24 protein-coding genes are annotated in these 24,195 nt (G+C 38.0%); 7 read left to right on the plus strand and 17 right to left on the minus strand.

Annotated elements, in window-relative coordinates; genetic code table 11:
* Positions 1-3: 3 nt before the first annotated feature.
* The 6 genes from ACO05G_RS08155 to ACO05G_RS08180 all read right to left on the minus strand — a co-directional run bounded on the left by ACO05G_RS08155 (position 4) and on the right by ACO05G_RS08180 (position 7,972).
* Positions 4-750 carry a ParA family protein gene (locus ACO05G_RS08155; protein WP_421765514.1) on the minus strand — a complete coding sequence of 249 codons (747 nt, stop codon included), beginning with the start codon at positions 748-750 and terminating at the stop codon, positions 4-6.
* A gap of 12 nt (positions 751-762) precedes the next feature.
* Positions 763-2,904, minus strand: coding sequence for a methyl-accepting chemotaxis protein (locus ACO05G_RS08160; RefSeq protein WP_421765515.1), 2,142 nt, complete (start codon positions 2,902-2,904; stop codon positions 763-765).
* Positions 2,905-3,000: 96 nt separating this feature from the next.
* Positions 3,001-3,489, minus strand: a complete 489-nt coding sequence (locus tag ACO05G_RS08165; RefSeq protein ID WP_348282214.1) for a YfiR family protein — start codon at positions 3,487-3,489, stop codon at positions 3,001-3,003.
* A gap of 11 nt (positions 3,490-3,500) precedes the next feature.
* Positions 3,501-4,622 carry a hypothetical protein gene (locus tag ACO05G_RS08170; protein ID WP_421765516.1) on the minus strand — a complete coding sequence of 374 codons (1,122 nt, stop codon included), beginning with the start codon at positions 4,620-4,622 and terminating at the stop codon, positions 3,501-3,503.
* 201 nt (positions 4,623-4,823) lie between these two features.
* On the minus strand, positions 4,824-7,340 hold the full coding sequence (locus ACO05G_RS08175) for a methyl-accepting chemotaxis protein (RefSeq protein ID WP_421765517.1): 2,517 nt from the start codon (positions 7,338-7,340) through the stop codon (positions 4,824-4,826).
* A 26-nt stretch (positions 7,341-7,366) separates the two neighbouring features.
* On the minus strand, positions 7,367-7,972 hold the full coding sequence (locus ACO05G_RS08180; RefSeq protein WP_421765518.1) for a chemotaxis protein CheW: 606 nt from the start codon (positions 7,970-7,972) through the stop codon (positions 7,367-7,369).
* Positions 7,973-8,153: 181 nt separating this feature from the next.
* Here ACO05G_RS08180 and ACO05G_RS08185 point away from each other — a divergent pair, with 181 nt between their 5' ends.
* From ACO05G_RS08185 to ACO05G_RS08200, 4 genes are all read left to right on the plus strand, one after another.
* Positions 8,154-8,579, plus strand: coding sequence for a DUF2061 domain-containing protein (locus ACO05G_RS08185; protein ID WP_421765519.1), 426 nt, complete (start codon positions 8,154-8,156; stop codon positions 8,577-8,579).
* 83 nt (positions 8,580-8,662) lie between these two features.
* Positions 8,663-9,478: a hypothetical protein gene (locus ACO05G_RS08190; protein WP_348282209.1), complete on the plus strand. Its 816-nt coding sequence runs from the start codon at positions 8,663-8,665 to the stop codon at positions 9,476-9,478.
* 69 nt (positions 9,479-9,547) lie between these two features.
* Entirely contained in the window at positions 9,548-12,730 is a 3,183-nt protein-coding gene (locus ACO05G_RS08195) for an ATP-binding cassette domain-containing protein (protein ID WP_348282208.1), read from the plus strand.
* Positions 12,731-12,733: 3 nt separating this feature from the next.
* Positions 12,734-13,114, plus strand: coding sequence for a DoxX family protein (locus ACO05G_RS08200; protein WP_421765520.1), 381 nt, complete (start codon positions 12,734-12,736; stop codon positions 13,112-13,114).
* On the opposite strand, the gene ACO05G_RS08205 is transcribed toward ACO05G_RS08200, so the two are convergent.
* The 3 genes from ACO05G_RS08205 to ACO05G_RS08215 all read right to left on the minus strand — a co-directional run bounded on the left by ACO05G_RS08205 (position 13,100) and on the right by ACO05G_RS08215 (position 14,781).
* Positions 13,100-13,693 (minus strand): pseudouridine synthase, encoded by a 594-nt coding sequence (locus ACO05G_RS08205; RefSeq protein ID WP_421765521.1) that lies wholly within the window; start codon positions 13,691-13,693, stop codon positions 13,100-13,102. The genes ACO05G_RS08200 and ACO05G_RS08205 overlap by 15 nt on opposite strands.
* The gene (locus ACO05G_RS08210) at positions 13,686-13,964 is read right to left on the minus strand and encodes a VanZ family protein (RefSeq protein ID WP_421765522.1); all 279 of its coding nucleotides are present in this window, start codon (positions 13,962-13,964) and stop codon (positions 13,686-13,688) included. The genes ACO05G_RS08205 and ACO05G_RS08210 overlap by 8 nt, the downstream gene beginning before the upstream one ends.
* 85 nt (positions 13,965-14,049) lie before the next feature.
* Positions 14,050-14,781 carry an MBL fold metallo-hydrolase gene (locus ACO05G_RS08215; RefSeq protein ID WP_421765523.1) on the minus strand — a complete coding sequence of 244 codons (732 nt, stop codon included), beginning with the start codon at positions 14,779-14,781 and terminating at the stop codon, positions 14,050-14,052.
* Positions 14,782-14,822: 41 nt separating this feature from the next.
* Here ACO05G_RS08215 and ACO05G_RS08220 point away from each other — a divergent pair, with 41 nt between their 5' ends.
* A complete protein-coding gene (locus ACO05G_RS08220; RefSeq protein WP_421765524.1) occupies positions 14,823-15,482 on the plus strand; it encodes an alpha/beta family hydrolase in 660 nt (219 codons plus the stop codon).
* On the opposite strand, the gene ACO05G_RS08225 is transcribed toward ACO05G_RS08220, so the two are convergent.
* The 6 genes from ACO05G_RS08225 to rimK form a co-directional block, all read right to left on the minus strand.
* The gene (locus ACO05G_RS08225) at positions 15,475-16,839 is read right to left on the minus strand and encodes a hypothetical protein (RefSeq protein ID WP_421765525.1); all 1,365 of its coding nucleotides are present in this window, start codon (positions 16,837-16,839) and stop codon (positions 15,475-15,477) included. The two genes, ACO05G_RS08220 and ACO05G_RS08225, sit on opposite strands and share 8 nt — an antisense overlap.
* Before the next feature lie 50 nt (positions 16,840-16,889).
* Positions 16,890-17,582 (minus strand): TIGR04283 family arsenosugar biosynthesis glycosyltransferase, encoded by a 693-nt coding sequence (locus ACO05G_RS08230; RefSeq protein ID WP_421765526.1) that lies wholly within the window; start codon positions 17,580-17,582, stop codon positions 16,890-16,892.
* 57 nt (positions 17,583-17,639) lie between these two features.
* Positions 17,640-18,005 carry a hypothetical protein gene (locus tag ACO05G_RS08235; protein WP_348282200.1) on the minus strand — a complete coding sequence of 122 codons (366 nt, stop codon included), beginning with the start codon at positions 18,003-18,005 and terminating at the stop codon, positions 17,640-17,642.
* Positions 18,002-18,610: a tetratricopeptide repeat protein gene (locus ACO05G_RS08240; protein ID WP_421765527.1), complete on the minus strand. Its 609-nt coding sequence runs from the start codon at positions 18,608-18,610 to the stop codon at positions 18,002-18,004. The genes ACO05G_RS08235 and ACO05G_RS08240 overlap by 4 nt, the downstream gene beginning before the upstream one ends.
* A gap of 2 nt (positions 18,611-18,612) precedes the next feature.
* Complete coding sequence (locus ACO05G_RS08245; RefSeq protein ID WP_421765528.1) at positions 18,613-19,458, minus strand: Ku protein; 846 nt, start codon at positions 19,456-19,458, stop codon at positions 18,613-18,615.
* Positions 19,459-19,618: 160 nt separating this feature from the next.
* Positions 19,619-20,503 carry a 30S ribosomal protein S6--L-glutamate ligase gene (rimK, locus tag ACO05G_RS08250; protein WP_348282197.1) on the minus strand — a complete coding sequence of 295 codons (885 nt, stop codon included), beginning with the start codon at positions 20,501-20,503 and terminating at the stop codon, positions 19,619-19,621.
* A gap of 177 nt (positions 20,504-20,680) precedes the next feature.
* Here rimK and tyrS point away from each other — a divergent pair, with 177 nt between their 5' ends.
* Positions 20,681-21,958 (plus strand): tyrosine--tRNA ligase, encoded by a 1,278-nt coding sequence (gene tyrS, locus ACO05G_RS08255; protein ID WP_421765529.1) that lies wholly within the window; start codon positions 20,681-20,683, stop codon positions 21,956-21,958.
* Here the strand turns inward: tyrS and ACO05G_RS08260 are convergent.
* Positions 21,955-22,998: an AI-2E family transporter gene (locus ACO05G_RS08260; protein WP_421765530.1), complete on the minus strand. Its 1,044-nt coding sequence runs from the start codon at positions 22,996-22,998 to the stop codon at positions 21,955-21,957. The genes tyrS and ACO05G_RS08260 overlap by 4 nt on opposite strands.
* Before the next feature lie 84 nt (positions 22,999-23,082).
* Here ACO05G_RS08260 and ACO05G_RS08265 point away from each other — a divergent pair, with 84 nt between their 5' ends.
* Positions 23,083-23,658, plus strand: a complete 576-nt coding sequence (locus ACO05G_RS08265; protein WP_421765531.1) for a hypothetical protein — start codon at positions 23,083-23,085, stop codon at positions 23,656-23,658.
* Positions 23,659-23,667: 9 nt separating this feature from the next.
* Here ACO05G_RS08265 and ACO05G_RS08270 read toward each other — a convergent pair whose 3' ends face one another.
* Positions 23,668-24,081, minus strand: coding sequence for an OmpA family protein (locus ACO05G_RS08270; RefSeq protein ID WP_421765532.1), 414 nt, complete (start codon positions 24,079-24,081; stop codon positions 23,668-23,670).
* Positions 24,082-24,195: the final 114 nt, after the last annotated feature.

Here is a 24,195-nt window from a genome sequence, read left to right on the forward strand (position 1 = left end):
TGCCTACTTAATTAATTTCACTACTTCTTTTGCAAATTGCATATAATCCTTTGCACTATTGGATGAGGGTGCATATTCAATGACACTTTGGCCAAATGAAGGAGCTTCAGATGCTTTAACATTGTTTCGAATCATGGATTCAAAAATTCGTAAGTCGTAATTTTCATTAATATAATCCTTTACTTCTTCACTTAACTTGCGTCTTTTATCGACCATCACAGGTAAAACCCCCAGAACCTCAAGACTCCTCTTATAGGTCTTGTTGATCTTTGCGATGGTATGAATAATTTGGTCCAGCCCTTGCAAACTAAGTACCTCCATCAGCATTGGAATAATGACTAAATCAGATGCAAACAATGCGTTGACTGCCAGAATTGATAATGACGGAGGACAGTCGATCAGAATATAGTCATAGCTATTAGAAAGCTTCGCTAAATTTCTATGCAATATAGTATGTCTGTCATCTAAATCGATCAGAGATAATTCTATATCAACCAGTCGCATATCTGAAGGGGCCACATGCATGCCTTCGCTACTTTCCACAATTTCATTAATAGATGCTTCCGAATTAAAAACATCTGAAATGGTCTTATCAATTTCCAAACCTAAACTATAACCCAGATTCCCTTGTGAATCCATGTCAATTACCAGCACACTTTTATTAAGCGATGCGAGTGCACTTCCTAGATTTATAGTGGTTGTAGTTTTACCTGTACCCCCTTTTTGATTTACAATTGATATAACTGGCATAGTTTCGAACGATTAAGATAATTTGAACTTACTTAATCCTTCTTTTAATTTTAGTGAAATATCGTTAAGTGTCTTAGATTTTTTGATATAACTATCCATTCCGGCTGATAATTGAGTAGCTGAGGATGCAACTTCTTCGGTTCCAGCAGATGTTTGCTCTGCAATAACCACGATCGCTTCCGTGATTGTCACAACATCCTTGATCTTTTCTGATTGCTCGGTACCCGATTTTAAAATTTCTTCTGAGTACGTGAGCGTTTGGGTTGAGGAGGTAGACATTTCTTCAAAAACGGTTGATGCCTCGCTGGATGCCTCTACACCTTTAGCAACGCTTTGACTCATGGCTTCCATCATTCTTGCCGTTTTCTCTGTGTCATTACTAACGCCTGATATGAGGCTCTCGATTTCTTTAGCTGAGCTTCTGGAATCCTCTGCCAATTTTCTAATCTCTTCTGCTACCACAGCAAACCCTCTGCCTGCATCTCCTGCCTGTGCTGCCTCAATCGCTGCATTTAACGCTAATAAATTTGTTTGTGATGCAATATCTGTGATGACGCCCAACACTCGTTCTATTTCCTTTGACCGTTGCAAAAGCACTTGCATTGACTCATTGGTAGAACTTGAAACTCCCATAATTTCATTCATACTGGCAGTGACATTTTCGACCATTGTTGTACCCTTCTGACTATTCTCAACTCCTTTTTTTGCTGCTTTATTAATTCCTTCAGAATTTGAAGAAACATCCTTCGAGCTGGTCAATATATTTTCTACCAACTGAGAAGATTCATCTACTTTTTGAACTTGAGATTGAGCGCCATGACTCATTTGCGAAATTGCACTGGCTATTTCTCCTGTACTGGATGACATCTCCTCACCACTAGACAACATTTCCGATGTTGACTCATCAATTACGTTAGCGTTGATCCTAATATCGCTAAGAAAAGTATTTAAATTTTTTAATGCAAAATTTAAGCTGTCGGTTAGTTTTTTAAAATCACCTTTCAAATCATCCTCAAACCTTACTGAAAGATCTCCTGACGCCACAGCTTCAAGAATCTGACTCATTGGTTTAATAGGACGTGAAATGGATTCAAAAAGCCTATTGATTGAATCAGCTATATCTTTCCAGGCACCTTCCTTTTCATCGGTCGCTAACCTTCTATCCAGAATTCCCTCTTCCGCTACAAGTAATACAATAGAATTAGTTTCATCAATCACACTTTTTAGGTTATCTCGCATAGAGACCAATGCGTGCCCAAGAATGTCATTTTCACTCAATAATTCGTGATCTGTATTTAGGTCTCCCCGTTTAATATCATCTGCAAATTGTGCTGTGCTTGAAAGTCCTTCTCGCAAGATTTTCATTGAGGAAATCATATCTCCAATTTCATCATTGGTTTCTCTCGCTTCGAACTCCGGAAGCTCTCCACGACTCATTTGAGTAATCAAGCTATTTACTTTGGTTATTGGTCCCACTATTCTCCTGGTTGTCAAATAAGTGGTAATAGCACCAATAACAATCGCCATCAGCGTCATTATAATGATTACGGTTTCAACTCCATCGAAGGAATTAAACTTTGCTTCAATCAATTCATCAGATCGTGTTTGCACTAACATAGTGCACTCAATTACACTGACACGCAAAGTCTTAAGAGGCTCTGATATCTGATCGTCCAGAAGTGGAATTAATTCAAACATCAAAAAATCGTCTTGATAAGCTTCATCCGAACTGAGTCCATTCTTTAACTCCCGAACACTTTCAAAGATTTCCTCAAAAGAGTTGAGCGCCTTATTTATTCTTGCCTGATGATCTTCTCCCAATACATGTACGTGGGATAGTATTTCTTTTTTCAGAAATGGGTATTCTGAATTTTCAATCTCATTAAGTGCTGCTTTATCTGCCGGATTGGGCAAATACATCCAGTTCGTAGATAAACTATTGGTGTTTGCAACCAGATCTTCAAAATCTTTAAGGTTACTTGTCAATGGATAATAATCACTCGTGATTTGATTATCTATAATACGGCTAGATCGGAGAGTTACTAAACTGTATATCCCGCTAACTGCAGCAAGAATAATGACAATTAAACTACTCAGCGCAATCTTTTTGGCAATATTAAATCTTCCGAAAATTTTGATTAGTCGTTCTTTCATGGGGAAGTTTTAGGTTGTGGCTTATTAAACTTACAGGTATAAATCAAGGCTGCCAATAAAATTGGCTGCCTTGATTAAAGCTTGAATGATCCATTGCTAGTTTACAACTTTCGCAACAGATAAAAGTTTATCAGTGGCTGAAACACCAGCTTTGTCCAGTTCTGATTTATTAATTAAAAACTTGAGTTTATTGCCTTCCATATAAAAGGCCATCTCCGCTCCATCTGATATCAGGTTTTGATCTTCTGCTACTAAAACAATAGCTGAGTTCCCGATTTTTCCTTGGATCAAGGAAAAGTTTCTACTCTGAGCTGATGGTAAAAAAATCAAATTACAATCCGAAATAGATTCACTTCCAGATATTTTCTTTAGAGAAATATCCGGATACTTGGCGGCTAAAGACTCAAGTTCAATTAAGGCTTTGGTATTGCCAACCACACCTATGGTTACTTTATCTCCTGGCCAATCTAAATTTTTTGTGAAATTCACAAGATAGAGAGCCTGAAATTTGTTTACCTGGGCTGTGGTTTTCATTCCAAATCCAGAAATCAGCACAACAGCAATACATATTATAATGCTTCGCATGATTTCCTTAATTAAAATCCAACGGACAACTGAACGCCGAATACATTATCATCCAAGTCGGCTCCATCGTCGCTAACCAACTCGTAGTTTACTTTCACGACGGCAGTCTCAGCCAGGTAATAATTCGCTCCTAGTGTTATTCTGCTTCTGTCCGCATCCGGTGCTCCGTCTAACGCAATTGCATCGTATCGAAGGATTGGTTCCAGTTTGTCTGTTATCATGTAACCACCTTGAACATAGAAGCCATTCTTTTTCAACTCTGTAAATCCTGATGTTGGATCGGTAGCATCATTATAAGCCTCTTGGTTAGCCATGTGATACTCACCCCACAAACTGTACTTTTCCTTGTTCATGTAAAAAGAAGCACCAAGGATTGCAAGGTTCAGTTCATTATCCGGCGTGTATTTTCCACTGTAATAATTTGCCGCAACGGTGATGTCATCACCGAAATCAACACCAAAAGCTCCACCAAATGCTTTGTTGTCATTTCCACCTTTGGTATCTCTATCGTTTCCTCTTAGGTCTCTAATTCCAGATCCTGAATCTCCATTTAGTCCGTTTACTACATAAACAGCATAGAATGGAGTCATCTCTGAATTATCACCTAATCTACCACGAACCTGAACTCCTACCTCACCCCAGGCAGATGGAGCAATCTCTCTATTGACATAAGCCCTACTTACAGTCTTGTTCAAGTATTCAGGATATAGATATTCATTGAATTGACCTGCTGGTACCAGGAACTTACCTGATCGAATAACAAATGCTTCTGAAACTTTGTAATCTGCATAGGCATATCTTACATCAATGTCTTTTCCACCATGCTCATATTCAAGCTGTCCTTCAATAAATATTCTATCTGTCAGTTGTGACGATATAAAAATATTGAAGTAGTGATTGTCAAATGTGGTGTTAGCTCCTTGGGCTGAGAAAAACTCATTCGTTATGTACCCGTTGAAATTTACAAAGCTAACGTTCTTAGCAAGGTCGGCACCAAACCCACCCGTTGCTGTTTTTTTCTTATCCTCATCTACAGTAGCATCAAAATCATCATCTTGAGCCATCACGAATGTGCATGATAAAATTGTAAAGAAGGAATAGAAAACTCTTTTTGTCAGGAAATTTTTCTTCATTTCTCTATGATTAATGGTTAAAGTATTACAAACAACTGTTAGTTATTATCAAATGATAATAAAACAAGTATAGCATAGAGAAAATGAAATCCTTATGATAGTTCGATAAATAGCACGAAAATGGTGTTGAAAGGAAAAAAAACTGAAGTATAGCCTAATTGTTAGCTAATACCAATTTTTATCAACTGAGATATTTATCAATTAATTAGACAATTTAAAGGTGCCAACCTTATCTTTTAGTTTGCGGGCAATCTCGGTCACTTCTTCTGATTTTTGAGTATAACTCTCCATTCCTGCAGATAGCTCCGTAGCAGAACTAGCTACCTGCTCTGTGCCAGCTGCAGTCTCTTCAGCAATCACGACAATGCCTTCTGTAATGCTAACTACATTCTTTATGCTTTCCATCTGTTCGTTGGTTGCATCAAGAATCTGTTTTGATATCTCTAAATTCTGATTGGAGGAGGTAGCGATCTCTCTAAAAGCTTCAGAAGCATCATTGGATGCACTCTCTCCACCTAAAATACTTTCATTCATTACTTCAATGACTTTTGCAGCGGCAGCTGTATCATTTTGTACGTCAGTAATGAGTTTTTCAATTTCCCTTGCGGATGTGCGCGAGTCTTCTGCAAGCTTTCTGATTTCTTCAGCAACTACTGCAAAACCTCGTCCTGCATCGCCAGCCTGAGCTGCTTCTATCGCAGCATTAAGTGCTAAAAGATTTGTTTGAGCCGCTATGTCTGTGATTATTCCTAGTACTCGGGTAATTTCCTTGGACCTATCGGTTAAAACCTGAATAGACTTATCCGTTTCATTAGCGAACGCCTTTATGTCTTTCATGCTGAATCCGACTTTATTCACCATTTTCAGTCCATTTTCTGAGCTCTCGGACACTTTGTGTGCAGCACTATTAATTTCCTCCGCTTGATTACTCATGATGCTGGCCGCTCTTTGAATACTTTCAACCAGGTTAGATGATTCATCGACTTTTGTTACTTGCGTTTGAGCTCCACTACTCATCTCAGCTATTGCAGAAGCAATCTCCCCAGTATTTGTATTCATTTCTTCACTTGCAGAAAGCATTTCAAGAGAAGAATCACCAATGATATTGGCATTTTGTACTATTCCATCCAGAAGTTCATCGAGATTGTCGAGCGCTTTATTAAGATTCTCGGCAAGATTCAAAATATCTCCCTTAGCCTCTTCTGTATACCTGACCGTCAGGTCTCCTTCTGCCATTCGGTTGGCAATTTCATTTAAAATGGCAAACGGCTTGGAAACAGATTCCAAAAGATTATTAATTGATTCACTTAGCTCTTTCCACGCTCCTCCTTTTCCTTCAGGATTCATTCGAGAGGTCAAGTCTCCCTCAACCTCCGCGTGCTTCACAACCTCATTGGTTTCATCAATCACAGATCTAAGATTATTTCTCATCATGATCAATGAAGCCCCAAGGACATCATTTTCTCCCGATATTTCAAAATCAGCATTTAGGTTACCTTCCCCAACTTGGCGTGAGAATTCAGCCTTTTTTCGAAGTTCTTCTAATAGTTTGTTGACAGATTCAGCTATATCACCCAGTTCATCATTAGATTTTTTCTTAATTAATAATGAATTATCTAATACTCCCTTAGCAAGGTTTTTCAACAAATTGCTGGACTCATCCAGGGAATCAGTTATACTTCCAGCCAGTTTCCAAATTGTATATGTAAGAATTACCAGGCCTATCAGACCGATTAAAAGTGTATATCTTAATGTAGCATTAAATGCAGCTGTTATCTCAGAAACCGGAACTACGAAAACGGCCCACCAGGTATCGTCTGTCCTTCCAATTGGAATGCTGGCAAATGACACATATACATTATCATTTAGCGATTCATCATGAGCTCTATAGGAGAAAGGCTCGCCTACTTCCATTTTAGCTGAGATATCTAAATTACTCTCTTTGATAATGTTGAGAGTGTCCATTGGCTGGTTAAAAAGGTTTGCGTTTTTATGTGCGGTTATAATCCCTCCGTTAGACACAAGTAAGGCGTACGCATTTTTATAAAAGTCTACATCTGAAATCCCTTGAAAATCCTCAACTGACATGTCTGTTCCCACTACCCCTGCAAACTTGCCATTTACTTCAATTCTTACTGTTGGTGAGATCCCTAATAAAGAATCCCTTGTTTCGGACGAATAGTCATAATCGAGGTACCAATAGGGTTCACTCAAGAGCTCAATCATACTATCATCAGCTTTAAACTCTTCGTAAATGGCACTTGCCTTGCTACCGTCAAGTTCAGCCAGCTCTAAGGATGACTTCACTTCACCTCCATCCATGTAGGAGTTAAACCGCTCTCGGCCGTAGCTTTGATTCCAATCTGGATCTATAAATTCTAACTGCCAACTCATCCAGGTAGCATCATACTTCGGGTAAAGCAAAAGGACATTATCTAGAAAGGTTTTTCTTAAAGAATTACGCTGCTCATCAGGCATTAAAGTATACTCTTCCACCGTCTCTGCCATGATCCGCGCAACTGCTAAATCCTCATCTATAATTGCTTTTATTTCGTTTGCCTTCTGCAGTGCATAAGAATCTGCCAGATTTTCTGCTTCCGAAATGGCATTACTTCTCAAATTGTAGCTAATGTATCCCAGCGAGAGTACGTAGATTATGATGGTTAGTCCAAGAATGAACAACATCATTTTTCTGCGGATCGTAAAATTTTTAAGCATATTGGTATTGTAAATACTATAAAGTGTCAGCCAGCAACAGTGAACTTCTCGCTTGAAATTATTCCTAATATATCAAATAGGATGATCATCCTTCGATCTTTTTTAATAATTCCTTTTAAATATTTCTGTCCTATTTTGGATTTTAATCTAGTGGATGAGAGCTTTTCTATCATATTCTCGGAAGCCATTAGTGTATCCGGTACCTCCGGGATTTCAATGGCCATATGGTATTTTTCATGATCAATGACCAAAAGGTACTTTACATCCAAATTTTTGGACTGCTTATCACCACCAAAAAAGAGGTTTAGATCCATCACGCCAAATATGTTTCCTCTAACATTTGACATACCTTTAATATACAGAGGCATTTGAGGTATTTTAGAAACTGCAGGATAAGGAACCACCTCCTTCACCAAATTGATAGGGATCGCATATTCCTCACCTCCAGCCTTAAACACACAGAACTGCTCATAGCTGACAGATTCCTCATCTACGCTTTCGTTTTGAACCTTGGAGTCATCCTGTCTCTCAATAGTTTCAATTGAATCAGATTCTTTTGATTCTGAATGAGGGTCAACTGGAGGCGAGTTTTCTTCCGGTTCCTTTTTTGTAAGGTTACTTCCTAAGGCCATTAGCACATTTTGTGTAAAAATCGATCATTTTAAAAACAATATACAAATGAAATTCACTTAAATCCATATCAGTAAAATGACCAAGACCTTCAAATACAGATAAAATCAAATCGAAATACTGAATTTAAAGAGCGATTACTCTAATAATTGATTTCTAAGCATATTTTTGCCGCTTCCCGAAATGAGTGGTCAAAAAAGACATATCGCAAAGACAATTACCTGGCGGATTATAGCTACTGGGACTACATTCATTCTTACAATGATCTTTTTTAGTGAAGATCCAAACGCTACAGAAAAGGCTTCTTGGGTGGCTTTAATTGAAACAGTTCTTAAGATGATTCTATACTACTACCATGAAAGAGCCTGGTTTTCAACAAAGCTTCAGATAAAAAGTACTATTAGGCATCTGTATAAGACTTTGACGTGGAGAATTATCGCTTCAGTCACCACTTTTTTAATTGCTTTTTTTATCTTCCGTGAGGATCCGGCAGCTATTCAGAAAGCTTCCGGCATTGCTTTTGTGGAAAGCATATTAAAAATGCTTTTTTATTATTTGCATGAAAGAGCGTGGCATTCATCAAAATTTGGACTTAAATCAAGTAAATAAGGTAATTTACCTGCAATAGTGTTTGAAGAAAAAGATTAAAAGATTAATCTTGAATTTGAATTGACGATAAACAAACCAATCTCATGAAAAAGAATCTAGTATACATTTCATTTTTAACCTCAGCATTCTTTTTAATCTCTTGTGGAGGCGGCAAAAAGGCTAATGAGGAGTCCAGTGCTGAAAAAAAGGAAGAAATTGAAAGTTTCGTTGAAAAGGAATTCACTTATCCACTTCCAACTGCTTTTGAGGTCTCTCAAATGCTCGGAAACGCTAATACCACCTATTCACCTGATATAGTAAATGATCCATCAAAAGCTGATCAGTACGTTGCTACCTGGCAAAAAGCAGCAAACCTTGGAGTTTATGGTGCTGATCTGAGTTATGCTGCAACATTTGATAAAACTCAGGAAACAATAGATTTTCTAGACGTTTCTAAGAAGTTGATTGACGACCTAAATATTACATCCGCTTTTAATGTATCAATGGCTCAACGCATTGAAAATAACATGGACAATATTGATTCATTGATTTTCATTGTAACTGAATCCTTTTACGATACATATAATTACCTAAATCAAAATGGTGAAGAAAAAACTTCCATTTTGGTAATCGCCGGTAGTGTGATAGAAGGACTTCATATTACATGCGAGCTTGTGAAAATGAGTGAAAACAAGGGAGAGTTGATGGCTGTATTAGCTAATCAAAAAGCTCAGGTTGTTAAACTTGTTGAGCTCATGGAAAATCATCAGGATGATGAAAACGTATCTAAAGTGCTTCCAAACCTCAGATATATTAATCTTGTTTACGATCAACTAGGAGATGGAACAGAGATGACTGAGGGTCAATTCAACGATATTGCCAACAGTGTAAAAGAGATGAGGGATCACATCGTTGGATAATCGATTTTGAAAATATATTTTTAGAGCCTCAACCTTCAGTTGAGGCTTTTTTTATCTTTAAGACCTAATATGACCGAATCCATCATTAATGCATTAGTTCATCTCTTTGCTATAATAGAAAGTGCTAAAGAAGATACTGGTGTCGTTGATTCAGGAGAATTGGTCATTCGCCCCTACCTTCAAAAGAATCTCAATAATGAAACACTCACCGCTGAGTACATAAAATTATTTTACGACTACCTCAACTTCTACAAAGAACAACCAACTGCAAAGGATGCTGAAGGCATCACTATTGATAGCACAAGTATTCTTCAAATTGCCAAAATCTGTAATCAACTTAATAAAGAGCTCCTTAGGTCCGAGAGACTGATTGTTTTTATGCAATTAATGGAGCTAATTCGAGCAGACGAAAAAGTAACTGCTAAAGAAGAGGAATTTGCAGCTCTTGTAGCTCTCAATTTCAATCTGGATCAGGAAGATGTTGTCAATCTTAAAAATTTTATATTAAATCCTGATGAAAAGGAAATCAGTAAGGATAAGATACTGATCATTGACAATAAACAAACGGAATGGCCTGAAGAAATGGCCTGGATTATTCGTAAGAAAAAATCCACGAATGAAATCCGTCACCTTTTTGTTCAAAACTTGTTTGGGAAAATAACTGTACTCTATCTAAAGAGTGTGGACACATTCGTTTTCCGATACGATGGCCCATTAAATCTGTTTTTGGAGGGGATTAAAGTCATACCTGCTAAGTCTTATATCCTTAAACCCGGATCGATCATCAAAGGACCCAACATTTCATCGATTTATGAGTCTGAGGTTACGCGAAAGTTTATTCAGGATGAAACGAGTACCAGAGTGGTTCTTGCAGGTGATAAAATCGAATTCAAATTTAAGAATAGTAGTAATGGGTTAAAGCCCTTTTCGTTTTCAGAGGATTCGGGCAGATTAGTAGGAATAATGGGTGGTAGTGGTACAGGCAAGACTACCCTAATAAATATTCTGAATGGCAAAATACCTTTAGATAGTGGACGGCTTCACATTAATGGATTTTCAATTGAACAAGCAACTACAGAAGGAGTAATTGGCTATGTTCCGCAAGACGACCTCCTTTTTGAAGAACTGACGGTTTATCAAAACTTATACTTCAATGCAAGAACATGCTTTAGTGATTTTTCGGAGGATTTAATCGATCGAACTGTCAACAAAGTATTGGAGGATTTGGATCTTGAGGACATTAAAGATCTTAAAGTAGGAGATCCATTGAATAAAACAATTTCAGGAGGGCAAAGAAAACGATTGAATATCGCCCTGGAGTTGATGAGAGAACCCTCGGTCCTATTTGTAGATGAACCAACCTCAGGCCTATCATCTATGGATTCTGAGAAGATGATGCTGCTTCTAAAGGACCTGACACGAAAAGGAAAACTGGTGGTAGCTATTATCCATCAGCCTTCTTCTGAAATATTCAAGCTTTTTGATCGATTATGGATTTTGGATAAGGGTGGTTATCCCATCTACAATGGAAATCCCATTGATGCTGTTGTCTATTTCAAGACGATGAATACACAGGTAAATGCAGCAGAAAGCGAGTGTCCTAGATGTGGTAATGTGATACCCGAACAAATACTTCAAATAATTGAGGCCCGGGAAATTGACGATAGAGGTAGATCGACTAAGAAAAGAAGAGTGAATCCTTCTGTTTGGTATGCTAAGTACAAAGAAAACATTCAACCAAAGTTGGTCCATCTCAAATATGAATCAGTCCTTCCTCCTACCAATTTCCGTATTCCGGATAGTTGGGAGCAGTTTAAAATCTTCAGTAGGCGAAATCTACTCGCTAAAATTTCGAACCGCCAATACGTTTTAATCAACATGTTAGAAGCTCCGCTTTTAGCTTTCATATTAGGGTTCTTTTCTAAATACTCACCTGAAAATGTGTACGCTTTTTCCGAGAACATCAACCTCCCTGTCTATCTATTTATGTCCATTGTTGTGTCTCTTTTTATGGGGCTTACAGTCAGTGCACAAGAAATTTATAAAGACAGGCAAATTTTGGAACGGGAGTCCTTTCTTAATCTTTCAAGATTAAGCTATATCAATTCAAAGATAGTATTCCTATTTGTACTGTCGGCGATACAAACACTTTCCTTTGTGCTGCTGGGAAATTATATCCTGGAAATACATGGGATGACCATTTACTATTGGGCTGTCTTATTCACCGTTTCTTGCTTTGCTAACCTGATCGGGTTAAATATCTCATCAGCACTTAATTCAGTAATAAATATTTACATTCTTATACCATTTATTCTGGTGCCTCAACTGCTATTGGGTGGGGCCATGATTAAGTTTGATGAACTACATCACACGTTGAATAATCAAAAGAATGTCCCGGTTGTGGGTGATATGATGGCATCCAGGTGGGCTTATGAAGCGCTGGCAGTCGCTCAGTTTAGATATAACGATTATGAAAATCACTTCTTTGAAGTAAATAAAGACATTAGTAAAAATTCAGTTTACCGATCTTTCATGGTGCCGGAGATGATTAGTGTGAACAATGAAATACTTCGGGACAGTGCTGACTGGAGCGATAAAGAGCGTTTATTTAGAATCCTAAGAAATGAAATTAAGGCGTTGAATGAAATACATGGCTTGCGTCAATTCCCATATGAGGATCAGCTAAATACCGAGTACTTCAGTACCGCTATTGGCAAAAGACTAAATAACTACCTGGCATATGCCAAAGATTACTTTGCCAAAGAGTATTTAAAGGCTCAGGAAAAAAGAGATAAACTATATGCTGATTTGGTCGAAGAACTTGGACGAGAAGGATTTGCTGAACTGGAACAGAAATATCACAACGAATTCTTGGCTGATTTACTGATGAATCGAGCTCACCTGGACATGGTATATCGGGGGGATGATCAACTTATTCAGAAAAAAGATCCAGTCTATATGAGACCTTATTCCCATATCGGTAGAGCACACTTTTATGCACCAATCAAAATTTTGGGAAATCTTGAAGTTTCTACTTTCTACTTTAACATATGCTTTATCTGGTTTATGACCATATTATTGTATTTGGCTTTACTGGACAACACCTTGAAGAAAACAATTAAGTTTTTTGAATCTCGGGAAAAAGATGAGAGCCGACCTAATAATTGGGTGAGATTTTGGGATACTTTTATGATCGTAATAAGTTCACCTCAAGTGTATCGACGTGCACTTAAAATGAAAAAAAACAATTAATACATGGTATATACAAATCTCGCTTCATTGATACTTAGATTAAGTTTTGGTGGAATGATGCTCACCCACGGATGGGGAAAACTAAATAGATTGCTGTCCGGTGACTACTCCTTTGCTGATCCAGTTGGTCTCGGCGAAACTCCAACATTAATTGCTGCCGTGCTTGGTGAGTTTGTATTTCCAATATTTCTTATTGTGGGATTTAAGACTCGACTAAGTGCGATACTTCCCGGGCTTACCATGCTTGTTGCGGCATTGGTAGTGCATGCAGATGACCCTTGGGGCAAGAAAGAATTTCCACTGCTATACTTCTTTGGATTCGCAGCAATTTTCCTATTAGGTAGTGGTAAATACTCTTTGGACTGGAAGCTAAAGAAGGTTTAATTTTTTGTAAATCACTTTTTCGCTGATCTGTGTGATTTCACCGGACTTTAAAGGTTCGAGTGATAGATCTTCAATTGCCACACGAATAAGCCGAAGAGTTGGATGTCCAACCTTAGCGGTCATTCTCCTGACCTGCCTATTTTTTCCTTCCGTTAATTCGATTTGTAGCCAGGACCTAACCGGATGCTTTTTATAATTCACCGGTGGATTTCGCTCTTCAACATCCGGAGCGATAACCTTGACTTTCGCTTTCTTAGTAAAATGCGTTTTCCCATTTATGTTAATATCAACACCAGACTCCAATTGCTTTAGCCCTTTTGGGTCCGGCTGGCCATCCACCTCCACCCAATAGATTCTTTTGTGATGATGTTTAGGATTTAATAGTCTATTATTTAATGATTTGTCATTGGTTAAAATGAGCAAACCTTCACTATCCAGGTCAAGTCGACCTACTGGATATACATCTTTGGGTAGCCCTGCATAAATTTCACCCAGCCCTATATTATTGGCTTCATTAGAAAACTGGCTAAGCACTTTAAACGGCTTATGAATAACATAATATAGTTTTTGTTTAGCCACGATCGAACAATTTAAATATTGCTAGACCACTAAAGATACCAAGCAGGTTAGCGAGGGCATCTTTCCATTCAAAAAAGCGATACGAAAGGAATACAAATTGAACGAGCTCAAGCGAAAAACCATAAATAGAAGCCCAGAATATAAGTAAGTAAATTTTACGTTTTGTAAGTCCTTCTGCCTTTTTAAAAGCAAGCAAAAAACTAATTACGAGTACTGCATACGCAAAACAATGCTCTATTTTATCCAAATAGCCCACTCCCTCTACTTGCATCGGAAAAGCCAGAAAAGTAGACAGTAGGAAAATACCTAATGTAACAGTGATAGCCGGAATAAACCAAATTCTATTGTTCCTCAATTTAGATCTTCAGTTTTTGACCGTCTGACAGTCTATTTAGAATAAAATGATCAGCATCGATTACTTCATCTGCCATATGTGTAAGCCAGAGTTGTTTAGTTTCAAATTTATTAAAGGTATCTAGTAGTTCGGTATAGCTGAGGTGTCCAAAACTTACTTTATCAAGGAAATTGCATTCACAAATAAATAAATCGGTCTCCTTTGACAAGGGAATCAAGTTATCTGTCCATGAAGTATCACCCGAGAATGCTATTTTCTTTCCTTGCCACTCCAGTCTTACCCCATGGGGGATGGACGGAATACTGTGGTCAACCTCCCACGCCACAATCGTTTTATTCCCGATTATCAATGGAATACCCTCCTCATATTCTAAATAACTAATTGCTAATTCCATGGTAGCTTCAGCTGTACCTGGATACATGGCTTCCTGTAGGTCATATACCTTTTTATTCACTCCTTTAGGTCCTATGATTGTGAGCGGTTTTTTTCTTGGATGTTCAAACATGCTACTGATCAAAAAGAATGGAATACCTCCGAAATGATCGCCATGAAAATGGGTGATTATAATCGTAGAAATATCTTCTAGATTAATTCCTTCATGTTTTAGACGGATCAAAGTACTCGCACCACAATCAAGCAATACATGCTCCCCACTAGCGGATAGTAAAAAAGAGGTGTTGTTTCTCCCACCGTTACCGAAAGCATCACCACACCCTAAAACAGTCAATTCCATTTAAATACTCTTATTATTTCTGCTCCCCGTAAATTTACGGCATGGAGCTATTCTTAAATGACAAACTTGGGAAAATCACATTTGAAATAGATCAGGCGTCAGAACCAGAGGCCGTACTAATCATTGCACATGGTGCCGGAGCAGGTATGCATCACCCATTCATGAGTAATCTGGCAGTTCGAATAGTAAACGAAGGTATCTCTACTATTCGGTTTAATTTCCCGTATATGGAGCAAGGTCGCAAATCCCCTGGCTCTCCTAAAGCTAACATTGAAACATGGAGCATGGTCCTAAATCATGTCGCAGGTATTTACCCATCATTACCCCTATTTTTGTCTGGAAAGAGCTACGGAGGTAGAATGGCATCTCACCTCATTGCTGAAAACTCCATTGAAGAAGTAAAGGGAATCATTTATTACGGTTTTCCCTTACATGCGCCTGGTAGGGATTCAACCGATCGAGCTTCCCACCTTACTCATATTAAAGTTCCCCAAATGTTTATTCAGGGAACAAAAGACAAGCTTGCCAACTTGGAATTGATGAAAGAAGTTACAAGCGAGTTAACAGATGCTCAACTTGAAATCATTGAAGAAGGTGATCATTCATTTAATGTCCCAAAAAGGAGTGGGAAAACAACAGACGAAATCCTTGATCTACTCGCAATCAAATCTGCAACATGGATTAAAAATCTGGTTAGCTAGGCTTAAACCAAAAAGGGACTGTCACATATTTATTGATTTTAGCATCTCCAAGTGAATCAAGGTGTACCTTCTTAATTTCCAGCACATTTTCTCCCGATTTAAATCCTTCTGTTGGAATTACAGTCAACAATCCCTTTTGATCCTTATGTGGATGTGCATAAAATCGAAACGTGAGGTTTTCGTAAATAGAATCATTTACCATAATCTGGTAGATAGAGGACTGGCATGCAAGTAGCTGCTCAAAATCCTCGACCGAATAATCCTTACTTGTTATGTGGAACCCTCCTTTGCCTGTTTTTATTCCCATCGTCGAATTGAGTCCATCCTCTTTTAATGGTTCAAAGTCCATGCAATTCCCTTGAATGATTGAATTGTCACCAGGATTATAGCGAAGGAATAACGGAAAAAAAGGTTTATCTATAAATTGAGATGGGATACTTATGGTCTCTATGTAGTCATCTGCCGACCTAACATCATCGTACATATCAGCACTAATAGTCAGGGTATTTTCCGCTTCCGGGAAATAGCGATTTTGATCATACTCAAATAAAAACATAAATAATACAATGCATCCCAGTACGGTAAATACAATCCTGATTCTATTCTTTGAAAACTTGCTAATCAAATAATAATATATGCTCTTACTCAGTCTGGAAAGCGTTATGAAATTAAACAGCCTATAAAAAGGATAGTAGATTTTTGAAAACCAACTGATCTTTTTGAAGAACCCCAACGTCAAATAATCCAGCATATAAATCAGCCCCATAATTATATAGACCAGCGCTACAATCACGGATAGCACGATAAATATGGTGGCTATGGTTCCAGAGCTAACGTTAATAAACCAGGAAAGAACAACTCCAATGAGACCAAGGCCCATTAAATACATTGCAAAAGCAATTAATACAGAGATAATCAAAAAGGAGAAAGCAAAAATGACACTGCAGATTTCGTCCAGTTGAACAACCATTTTATCCAGGCTGATCACTCCATTCTTTTTCAATTTTTCAGTAAAAAACTTATTGTACTTAAGTTTTTCAAAGTCTACTGTAGGCTGAACTGACCTAAGACCTATTGTTCCTATCCAAAAACCTCGTAACATCAGATGAATAATGAGTGCAATGGTCAGAGCTTGAATGGAGTTTTTGATAATCATTAGAAACAACCCTGCAATGCCAAATGCCGGCGTTCCCATATTGTACTCATAACTTAAGCTATGCAAAAACTCCTTATAGGCCGAGTTAGCACCTATCAGAAGAAAAATGGTAAAAGCGGATACCAACAACTCTAATTGCCAGCTTTCACGCTCCAGCTTTTTCAGCCAGCTCTCTATCTGATTTTCAGGAATGTCACTCATGATTTTCGTTAGGTTATTTAAAGATAGTACCTAAAGCACTAGCTGATGAGTTAATTCAAGGCATTGGTATAATAATTTTTTATTCGGACTGGATCTGCTCCTTGTCGGTACATTTTCATAGCCTTAAAGTTGGTTATTTGCACTTTTAAATAGGAATTTTGGTGATACTTCCTTGCAGAGACCTTTACACTTTTTGGCAAAACAGAAAAAGAAATACCTTCCCTCTCTATTCTGTCGAGTATATCATAATCTTCCATGATTACATACTTTTCATCAAAGCCTCCAAGCATGTCAAAAGTGTCCTTTTGAATAAAAAGAGTTTGATCCCCTCCTCTACACCATTTAAAGGGAAATCTGGTGAAAAAACCATTTACATGCAGCAATGGATTTTGGGGATTGTCAAACTTAAAACGATAACATCCACTCTCAACTCCATTTTCAATGGCAGATCTGATGTCAGCTACAAAACTTTCAGCGGGTTGCGTGTCTGCATGCACAAAATACAGCACCTTCCCTTTAGATTGAATAGCCCCTACATTCATTTGATGCGCTCGAGAGGCCATATTGGTACTTTCAGGTTCCAAGCCAAATTCTCTAACGATTGAGGTTGTTTTATCTTTACTACCCCCATCAACTACAATAATCTCATAGTCATGCTTTTGAGGATGAGTACTCAAGAAATGCAACAATCGACCAATATGGCCTTCTTCGTTCAGGGTGGGAATGATTATGCTGATAAACATTACATTTTTCAGCTATTTACGAAGAAAAATTGCGGGTGTATTTCTGTCACAAAAAAATCACATCGCCTGACGACCTTCATTTTCCTGTGATTTGCCTTTTGCCTTGACCATGGGCTTTTTCGCTTTCATAATCATGAAATTAGCAGCAAGATTTAGCAACTCTTGTTGACCTGAGTAGCTGTAACCAATCTCTTTTAACTCCTCAATAATCTTACTGTATTCTTCAGCTTTCGATATAGAAAAGTTATCCCTGTTTTGAAGATAAACAGCCTCGATTACCCCTAAGGAATGTTTTAACATTCGAAATAATTTCTGATTCTTAGTCTCACGTTCTTCACGAAAATGCTTGGCATATACATCTGGCATCAACTCCTTCAAGCGATCAAAATGTTCACTGAGTACAGGGTGTTTATCTTTTGTCATTTGGCTATGGCGTTTAAGGTCTTGATTAGTTCATTTGCTACTTGATGCTCAGAACTAGGAGCTAATTCAACGAATTTATTAATACTTTGGATGGCTTCCTGGTACTTTTTCCATGAAATAAGGACCAGTCCAAGATTATAGTAACTATTTGGATATTCCGGTTCAATCTGAGCTGAGAGTTCATAGTGCACTTTTGCAAGGGCTAAATTTCCCAAATCAGAATATACATTTCCTAAATTATAATGTGCTTCAAAATGCCGTGGGTTCTTTTTCAGGCATTGTGTCAAATAATCGATTGCTTTACTCAAATCTCCCTGACTTGATTTAAGTATTCCAAGGTTGCAGTATGCATCTTCCACAGACTGTTCATTTTCAATCGAAAGTAAATAGAATTTCTCTGCCTCGGCCTTTCCCTGCTCATCGAGTACTAATGCTTCTTCAAAAAATGAACCCGCCTTTGGTAAAGAAACAATTGGTGTTTCAGGCAATTGATCAAAGATATTCAGCTGGCCATAATCTTCCAGGTTAGGTTGTTTCCTCCTCCTGACCTTTTTAGGTCCAAGTTTTTGGGGAGGATTTACCGGAAATTGAACGACCTTAGTCATTATCAGCTAGCTTTTCTTTTTACTTCTTTTTCTTCAGATTTATCTTTCTTGTCAGCCTTTTTCATAGGTTTCTTAGACTCTTTTGCCTGATCTATACTGGCCTTAAGTGCAGTCATGATGTCAACCACTTCCGGTTCTTCTTCTACATATGAAACCACCTCATTTCCTTTGATCTTATTGTCGATCATGTCTCGAAGCGCTTCATTGTATTTATCTTCCAATTCAATCTTCTTGAATTTTTTTGTCATAGATTTGATGAGCATATTAGCAAGCTTCAATTGCTCCTCATCTGCGTCTTCTTCTATTCGCACGTTTGGAACATCTTTGATACTTCGAACTTCATTTGGGTATCGAAGCTTATAGATCATGATCCCTCGATCGTGTGGAGTTAGCAAAACAACACTTTCCCGATCTCGTAGAACTACCTTTCCTACCCCTACTTTTCCAGATTCTCTCAATGCCTGACTTAAGAGTGCATAAGTCTTACTGGCAACATCTCCATCAGGACCAGCAAAATATGGCGCATCATATAGCGTTTCATGAACTTCTTTGGCGTCTACGAATCCCTCCAGTTCTATAACCTTTGTACTCTTAAGTTTTACCTTTTCAAAATCATCCGGCTCGATGATCACAAACTGTCCCGGCTCATACTGATACCCCTTGACGATATCTTCTTGCCTTAGTACATCTCCGGTTACCTTGTCGCGTTTCTCATATTTAACAGGATTATTCGTTTCCTTGGAGAGTAGGTTGAATTGCACTTTTTGTGCTGTGTCAATGGCGTTGTAAATCCGTATTGGGATTGTTACCATAGAGAATCGAATATGTCCTTTCCAGATTGCCCGCATAAGTATCAATTTACTGAATTAGGCAGAAATTTAAAAATCTTTAATTTTTAATCAAAGTAAAAGGGTATAACTTATTGATTATTAAATTTTTATAATAATTAAAATCATCACATCAGACCATACACACCAATATATAAGATTTTGAAAGTCAGCTAGTTAATCAATCTTCGTAATCTGCATTACGTTCGATATATTTTATGATCTCACCTGCTATATTTTTTTCAGTTGCAGCTTCTATGCCCTCAAGACCTGGTGAAGAGTTGACTTCTAGTATCAACGGACCTCTGGATGCTTGAAGCATATCAACACCAGCAACACCCAGTCCCATGGCTTTTGCTGCTTTCAACGCAGCTCTTTCTTCCGCGTCTGACAATTCGATTATTTCTGCGGATCCACCACGATGTAGATTTGATCTAAACTCCCCTTCTTTACCTTGACGTTTCATGGCACCAACCACTCTGTCTCCGATTACAAAAACACGAATATCAGCTCCCCCAGCTTCTTTTATAAATTCTTGAACGATGACCCTAGCTTGTAATCCATTAAATGCTTCGAGAACTGATTCTGCAGCTTTTTGAGTCTCTGCCAGAACTACACCTAACCCCTGAGTTCCTTCCAGCAGTTTTATAACACAAGGAGCTCCCCCAACCGCCTTTATAGGAGTTTCAACATCTTTTGAATAGTTAGTGAAAACCGTTTTAGGAAGACCTAATCCTGCTCTTGATAAGATTTGAAGGCTTCTAAGTTTATCACGCGATCGTACTAAAGCTACTGATTCAGTTGTCGAAAACACGTTCATCATTTCAAACTGCCTCACCACGGCTGTTCCGAAAAACGTTACGGAAGCACCTATACGTGGTATGATAGCATGAACATCTTTAATTTGTTCTCCCTTATAATAAATCTTGGGCTTCTTTTTCTCTATTTCAATATTGCACCTGGTATGGTCTATTACAAGCATCTCATGACCTTTTTGCTCGCCAGCCTCTATGAGCCTCTTCGTTGAGTATAGGTTTGGATTTCGTGATAAAACTGCAATTCGCATTTTGTTATGTTTTGCTTCTTAATTGACAAAAGACAAATATATAGTCATAATCAATCTCGCTACCTCTTAAATTTTTGACAACTTTAAATTAATCCGAGTTGTCATACACAAACACCCTCGATTAGTTGATGCTATTCAACAACACTCCTATTTTTGCCGCCTATTTAAATTATCAATATGAAGGATTTTGTAGAAGAGTTAAAATGGAGAGGAATGGTGCACGACATCATGCCGGGTACGCAGGAAGAACTGAATAAAGGGATGACTGCTGCGTATATAGGATTTGATCCTACTGCTGACTCTCTTCACATCGGAAACATGGTTCAAATCATGACACTTGTCCACTTCCAAAAATGCGGGCACAAACCAATAGCTCTAGTAGGCGGTGCAACAGGCATGGTTGGCGATCCTTCCGGGAAGTCTTCTGAGAGAAACCTGCTAGACGAAGAAACACTCAACCACAATCTTTCATGTGTCAAAAAGCAACTTGAAAGCTTCATTTCGTTTGAAGGTGAAAATGCTGCAGAAGTAGTAAATAACTATGACTGGTTTAAGGAATTTAATTTCCTGGAATTCATAAGAGATGTTGGAAAACACATCACAGTCAATTATATGATGGCTAAAGACTCAGTGAAATCCAGACTTGAATCTGGCCTATCTTTTACTGAATTTTCTTATCAACTTGTGCAGGGCTATGACTTCTATTATCTGTGGAAACATAAAAATGCAAAACTTCAATTGGGTGGTTCAGATCAATGGGGAAACATTGTCACAGGAACCGAATTGATTAGACGTAAAGCTCAGGGAGAAGCTTTTGCCATGACTACCCCGCTCATTACCAAGGCCGATGGTTCAAAGTTTGGTAAATCTGAAGGAGGAAATATTTGGTTAGATCCTGAGAAGACCTCTCCTTACAAATTTTATCAGTACTGGATCAACTCTTCAGATGAAGATGTTGAGAAATACATTAAAATATTTAGTCTTAAAGGAAAGGAGGAGCTTGAGAACCTCATTGACGAGCATAGGGAAGCTCCACATCAACGATTACTACAAAAAAACCTTGCTGAAGAGCTGACTGAACGAGTTCACTCCAAAAGCGATTTGGAAATTGCCATTAAAGCCAGTGCTATACTTTTCGGGAAATCGACTACTGAGGATTTAGAAAGTTTGGATGAAAAAACACTATTACAGGTATTTGAAGGGGTCCCACAGACCGAAATAAACAAATCTGACCTTGAAAGTAACGATGTTACCACATTCTTAAGTGAGACAACTCAGAATGTTATTTTTAAATCAAAGGGTGAGGCGCGAAAAATGATCCAGGGTGGTGGTGTCAGTATTAATAAAGTAAAACTAACAGCACCGGACCAAGCTTTTGATTTTAAATTGTTGCAAAACAAGTATTTACTCGCTCAGCGAGGGAAGAAAAACTACTACTTGATTAAGGTGGTTTAGCCTTTTTTGTCCATTAAACGTACGAAAACCTGTGCCTGGCTCATATTCTCTAATGCTACCTTGCACATAAATGTAAGTGGAACCGCAAGTAACATACCTGCTGTTCCCCACATAAATGCCCAGAATACAAATCCAAATAGAACTGAGACAGTATTAATGGAAAACGTATCCCCCATCCACTTTGGCTCAATCACATTTCCCATTACCAATTGAATCCCTTCAAGGCAAACAAATACAACAAGTACCTGTGAAACACTACTGCTATCAATAATCGTTAGTACCAAAGGAGGAACAATCGCAATGAGTGAGCCTACATAAGGAATGTAGTTTAGAACAAATGCTAAAAATCCCCATAATAATGAGTATTCAATTCCGAAAAACCAACACATTAGTCCCGTCGCTAATCCGGTAATTAAGCTCACAAAAGTCTTAACCTTTATGTACGAGCTAATAGAATCCTTAATTCTGTTGAACGTAGCGAGCGTCTTTGTTTTATTCTTTGAGTCTCCAATAATGTATGATATGGTTTTATCAAACTGCGTAATAGCTCCTAACAATCCAGCGAAATACAAAATAGTCAGTAAAAGTGAAGCTGACATCCCACTCAAACTAGAAATAAAGGAGCCTGATGCAGACCAAAAAGAACCAGATTGAAGTAATTCAGCTACTCCATTTCTCAACTCTCCTTTCTCAAAAGTTATCCCAACATATGATGTGTAATCATTTAGAAATGGTCTTAAATCTGTTGATATACTATTCAAAATCACTTCGCTATTTTCTGCCAGTGCTTGCACAACATTGAATAAACCAAAACCTATAAAGAAGAAAATTATCATGGTTACCAAAGTGGTAAAGGCAATACTTGCGTTTAAAGGCAAAAAACGCATAAAAAGATGTACTAATGGCTGAAAAAGTACAGCAAAGAATAATGCGAAAAAAAGAGGCACAAATAGGTTTGACAACTCACGCATTAAATAGAGAACTGTAATTCCTAAAAAAATTGCCAGCACAAGTTTTATTTGACCAAGAGATCTTTCCATTGGTGACTGTTCTATCATGATTGCAAAATAATTGAATTAATTATGGAAACTGTTAACTTTATCAAGATTCAAAATCTCATGATCATGAAAAACCTAACCTTTCTATCTCTTGTATTTCTATTGCTTTTAAGTTGCACCGGGCAGGAAATTCCAAATAAAGAATACCAGTTAAAAACTGCTGTCTTAGCAGCTCCGGAGCATCAAAGAGTAGCGGCAAAAGTTTTGGGTTTTGATCAAAATGTTGACCTGATAACCTTACGTGAGGGGACCAATGATTTTGTATGTATTGCGGATGATCCAAATAAAGAAGGTTTTAGTGTAGCCGCCTATCATAAGAACCTGGAGCCTTTCATGACCAGGGGTAGAGAGTTAAAAGCCGAAGGGTTAGATTTCAAACAAATTTTTGACAAAAGGGAGGAAGAGGTAAAAGCAGGCACACTCTCAATGCCTGATAAAGCAACACTCTATGTAACAACGGGTGAGCCAAATGAAGAAACAGGAGAGATCGACAATCTGTATACCCGTTACGTAATCTACATTCCTTATGCGACGGAGGAAAGTACTGGAATGCCGCTTAGCCCTCCGGCTCCCGGTGCGCCATGGATCATGGATCCCGGAACTCACCGTGCACACATCATGATAAATCCGCCCAAAAAATAGATATTATCCTTACATAACAACTGGCCAGAAGATGATATCGACTCGTCGATTTCGCCTTCTTCCCTCCCAGGTATTATTGTCATAAACCGGATTAAACTGGCCAAAATCACGTTTTTCGATCTGATTGAATTTAAAATCCATAAAAAGCAGTTTTTCAATAACGGCATCTCCACGCATTTCAGAAAGCCATTCGTTGTAAGCTGCTCCTCCAATGTTATCCGTATGACTATGAATGGTAATGGTGTAGTCTCTGATATCTTCAACTGAATCAACAAGCTGTTTCAGTTCTTCAAGTTGATAATCATCAATGTAATAGCTTCCACCTCCAAAATATATGCTTTTAAGGATATACGCCTGCGGTTGGTCTTGCGCATAGCTAAAGACCGTAAGACAGGTAAAAATAAGGATGGTAAGAATTCGCACGATCAGTTAATTAACGAGGATATAACAGGCTTGTTTCGGACATCCATCTTTCCATTCAACCATTCATCAATATTCAACTCTTTACTCTCAGGCTTAATTTCTAAATTACTACCA

The organism is Ekhidna sp. (assembly GCF_965227465.1).
GTDB lineage: Bacteria > Bacteroidota > Bacteroidia > Cytophagales > Cyclobacteriaceae > Ekhidna.

Excerpts from the sequence above, each read along its gene's own strand:
- ACO05G_RS08155 (WP_421765514.1), bottom strand. The coding sequence starts at position 750 with ATGCCAGTTATATCAATTGTAAATCAAAAAGGGGGTACAGGTAAAACT.
- ACO05G_RS08160 (WP_421765515.1), bottom strand. The coding sequence starts at position 2,904 with ATGAAAGAACGACTAATCAAAATTTTCGGAAGATTTAATATTGCCAAA.
- ACO05G_RS08165 (WP_348282214.1), bottom strand. The coding sequence starts at position 3,489 with ATGCGAAGCATTATAATATGTATTGCTGTTGTGCTGATTTCTGGATTT.
- ACO05G_RS08170 (WP_421765516.1), bottom strand. The coding sequence starts at position 4,622 with ATGAAGAAAAATTTCCTGACAAAAAGAGTTTTCTATTCCTTCTTTACA.
- ACO05G_RS08175 (WP_421765517.1), bottom strand. The coding sequence starts at position 7,340 with ATGCTTAAAAATTTTACGATCCGCAGAAAAATGATGTTGTTCATTCTT.
- ACO05G_RS08180 (WP_421765518.1), bottom strand. The coding sequence starts at position 7,972 with ATGGCCTTAGGAAGTAACCTTACAAAAAAGGAACCGGAAGAAAACTCG.
- ACO05G_RS08185 (WP_421765519.1), top strand. The coding sequence starts at position 8,154 with ATGAGTGGTCAAAAAAGACATATCGCAAAGACAATTACCTGGCGGATT.
- ACO05G_RS08190 (WP_348282209.1), top strand. The coding sequence starts at position 8,663 with ATGAAAAAGAATCTAGTATACATTTCATTTTTAACCTCAGCATTCTTT.
- ACO05G_RS08195 (WP_348282208.1), top strand. The coding sequence starts at position 9,548 with ATGACCGAATCCATCATTAATGCATTAGTTCATCTCTTTGCTATAATA.
- ACO05G_RS08200 (WP_421765520.1), top strand. The coding sequence starts at position 12,734 with ATGGTATATACAAATCTCGCTTCATTGATACTTAGATTAAGTTTTGGT.
- ACO05G_RS08210 (WP_421765522.1), bottom strand. The coding sequence starts at position 13,964 with ATGCAAGTAGAGGGAGTGGGCTATTTGGATAAAATAGAGCATTGTTTT.
- ACO05G_RS08215 (WP_421765523.1), bottom strand. The coding sequence starts at position 14,781 with ATGGAATTGACTGTTTTAGGGTGTGGTGATGCTTTCGGTAACGGTGGG.
- ACO05G_RS08220 (WP_421765524.1), top strand. The coding sequence starts at position 14,823 with ATGGAGCTATTCTTAAATGACAAACTTGGGAAAATCACATTTGAAATA.
- ACO05G_RS08225 (WP_421765525.1), bottom strand. The coding sequence starts at position 16,839 with ATGAGTGACATTCCTGAAAATCAGATAGAGAGCTGGCTGAAAAAGCTG.
- ACO05G_RS08230 (WP_421765526.1), bottom strand. The coding sequence starts at position 17,582 with ATGTTTATCAGCATAATCATTCCCACCCTGAACGAAGAAGGCCATATT.
- ACO05G_RS08235 (WP_348282200.1), bottom strand. The coding sequence starts at position 18,005 with ATGACAAAAGATAAACACCCTGTACTCAGTGAACATTTTGATCGCTTG.
- ACO05G_RS08240 (WP_421765527.1), bottom strand. The coding sequence starts at position 18,610 with ATGACTAAGGTCGTTCAATTTCCGGTAAATCCTCCCCAAAAACTTGGA.
- ACO05G_RS08245 (WP_421765528.1), bottom strand. The coding sequence starts at position 19,458 with ATGCGGGCAATCTGGAAAGGACATATTCGATTCTCTATGGTAACAATC.
- rimK (WP_348282197.1), bottom strand. The coding sequence starts at position 20,503 with ATGCGAATTGCAGTTTTATCACGAAATCCAAACCTATACTCAACGAAG.
- tyrS (WP_421765529.1), top strand. The coding sequence starts at position 20,681 with ATGAAGGATTTTGTAGAAGAGTTAAAATGGAGAGGAATGGTGCACGAC.
- ACO05G_RS08260 (WP_421765530.1), bottom strand. The coding sequence starts at position 22,998 with ATGGAAAGATCTCTTGGTCAAATAAAACTTGTGCTGGCAATTTTTTTA.
- ACO05G_RS08265 (WP_421765531.1), top strand. The coding sequence starts at position 23,083 with ATGAAAAACCTAACCTTTCTATCTCTTGTATTTCTATTGCTTTTAAGT.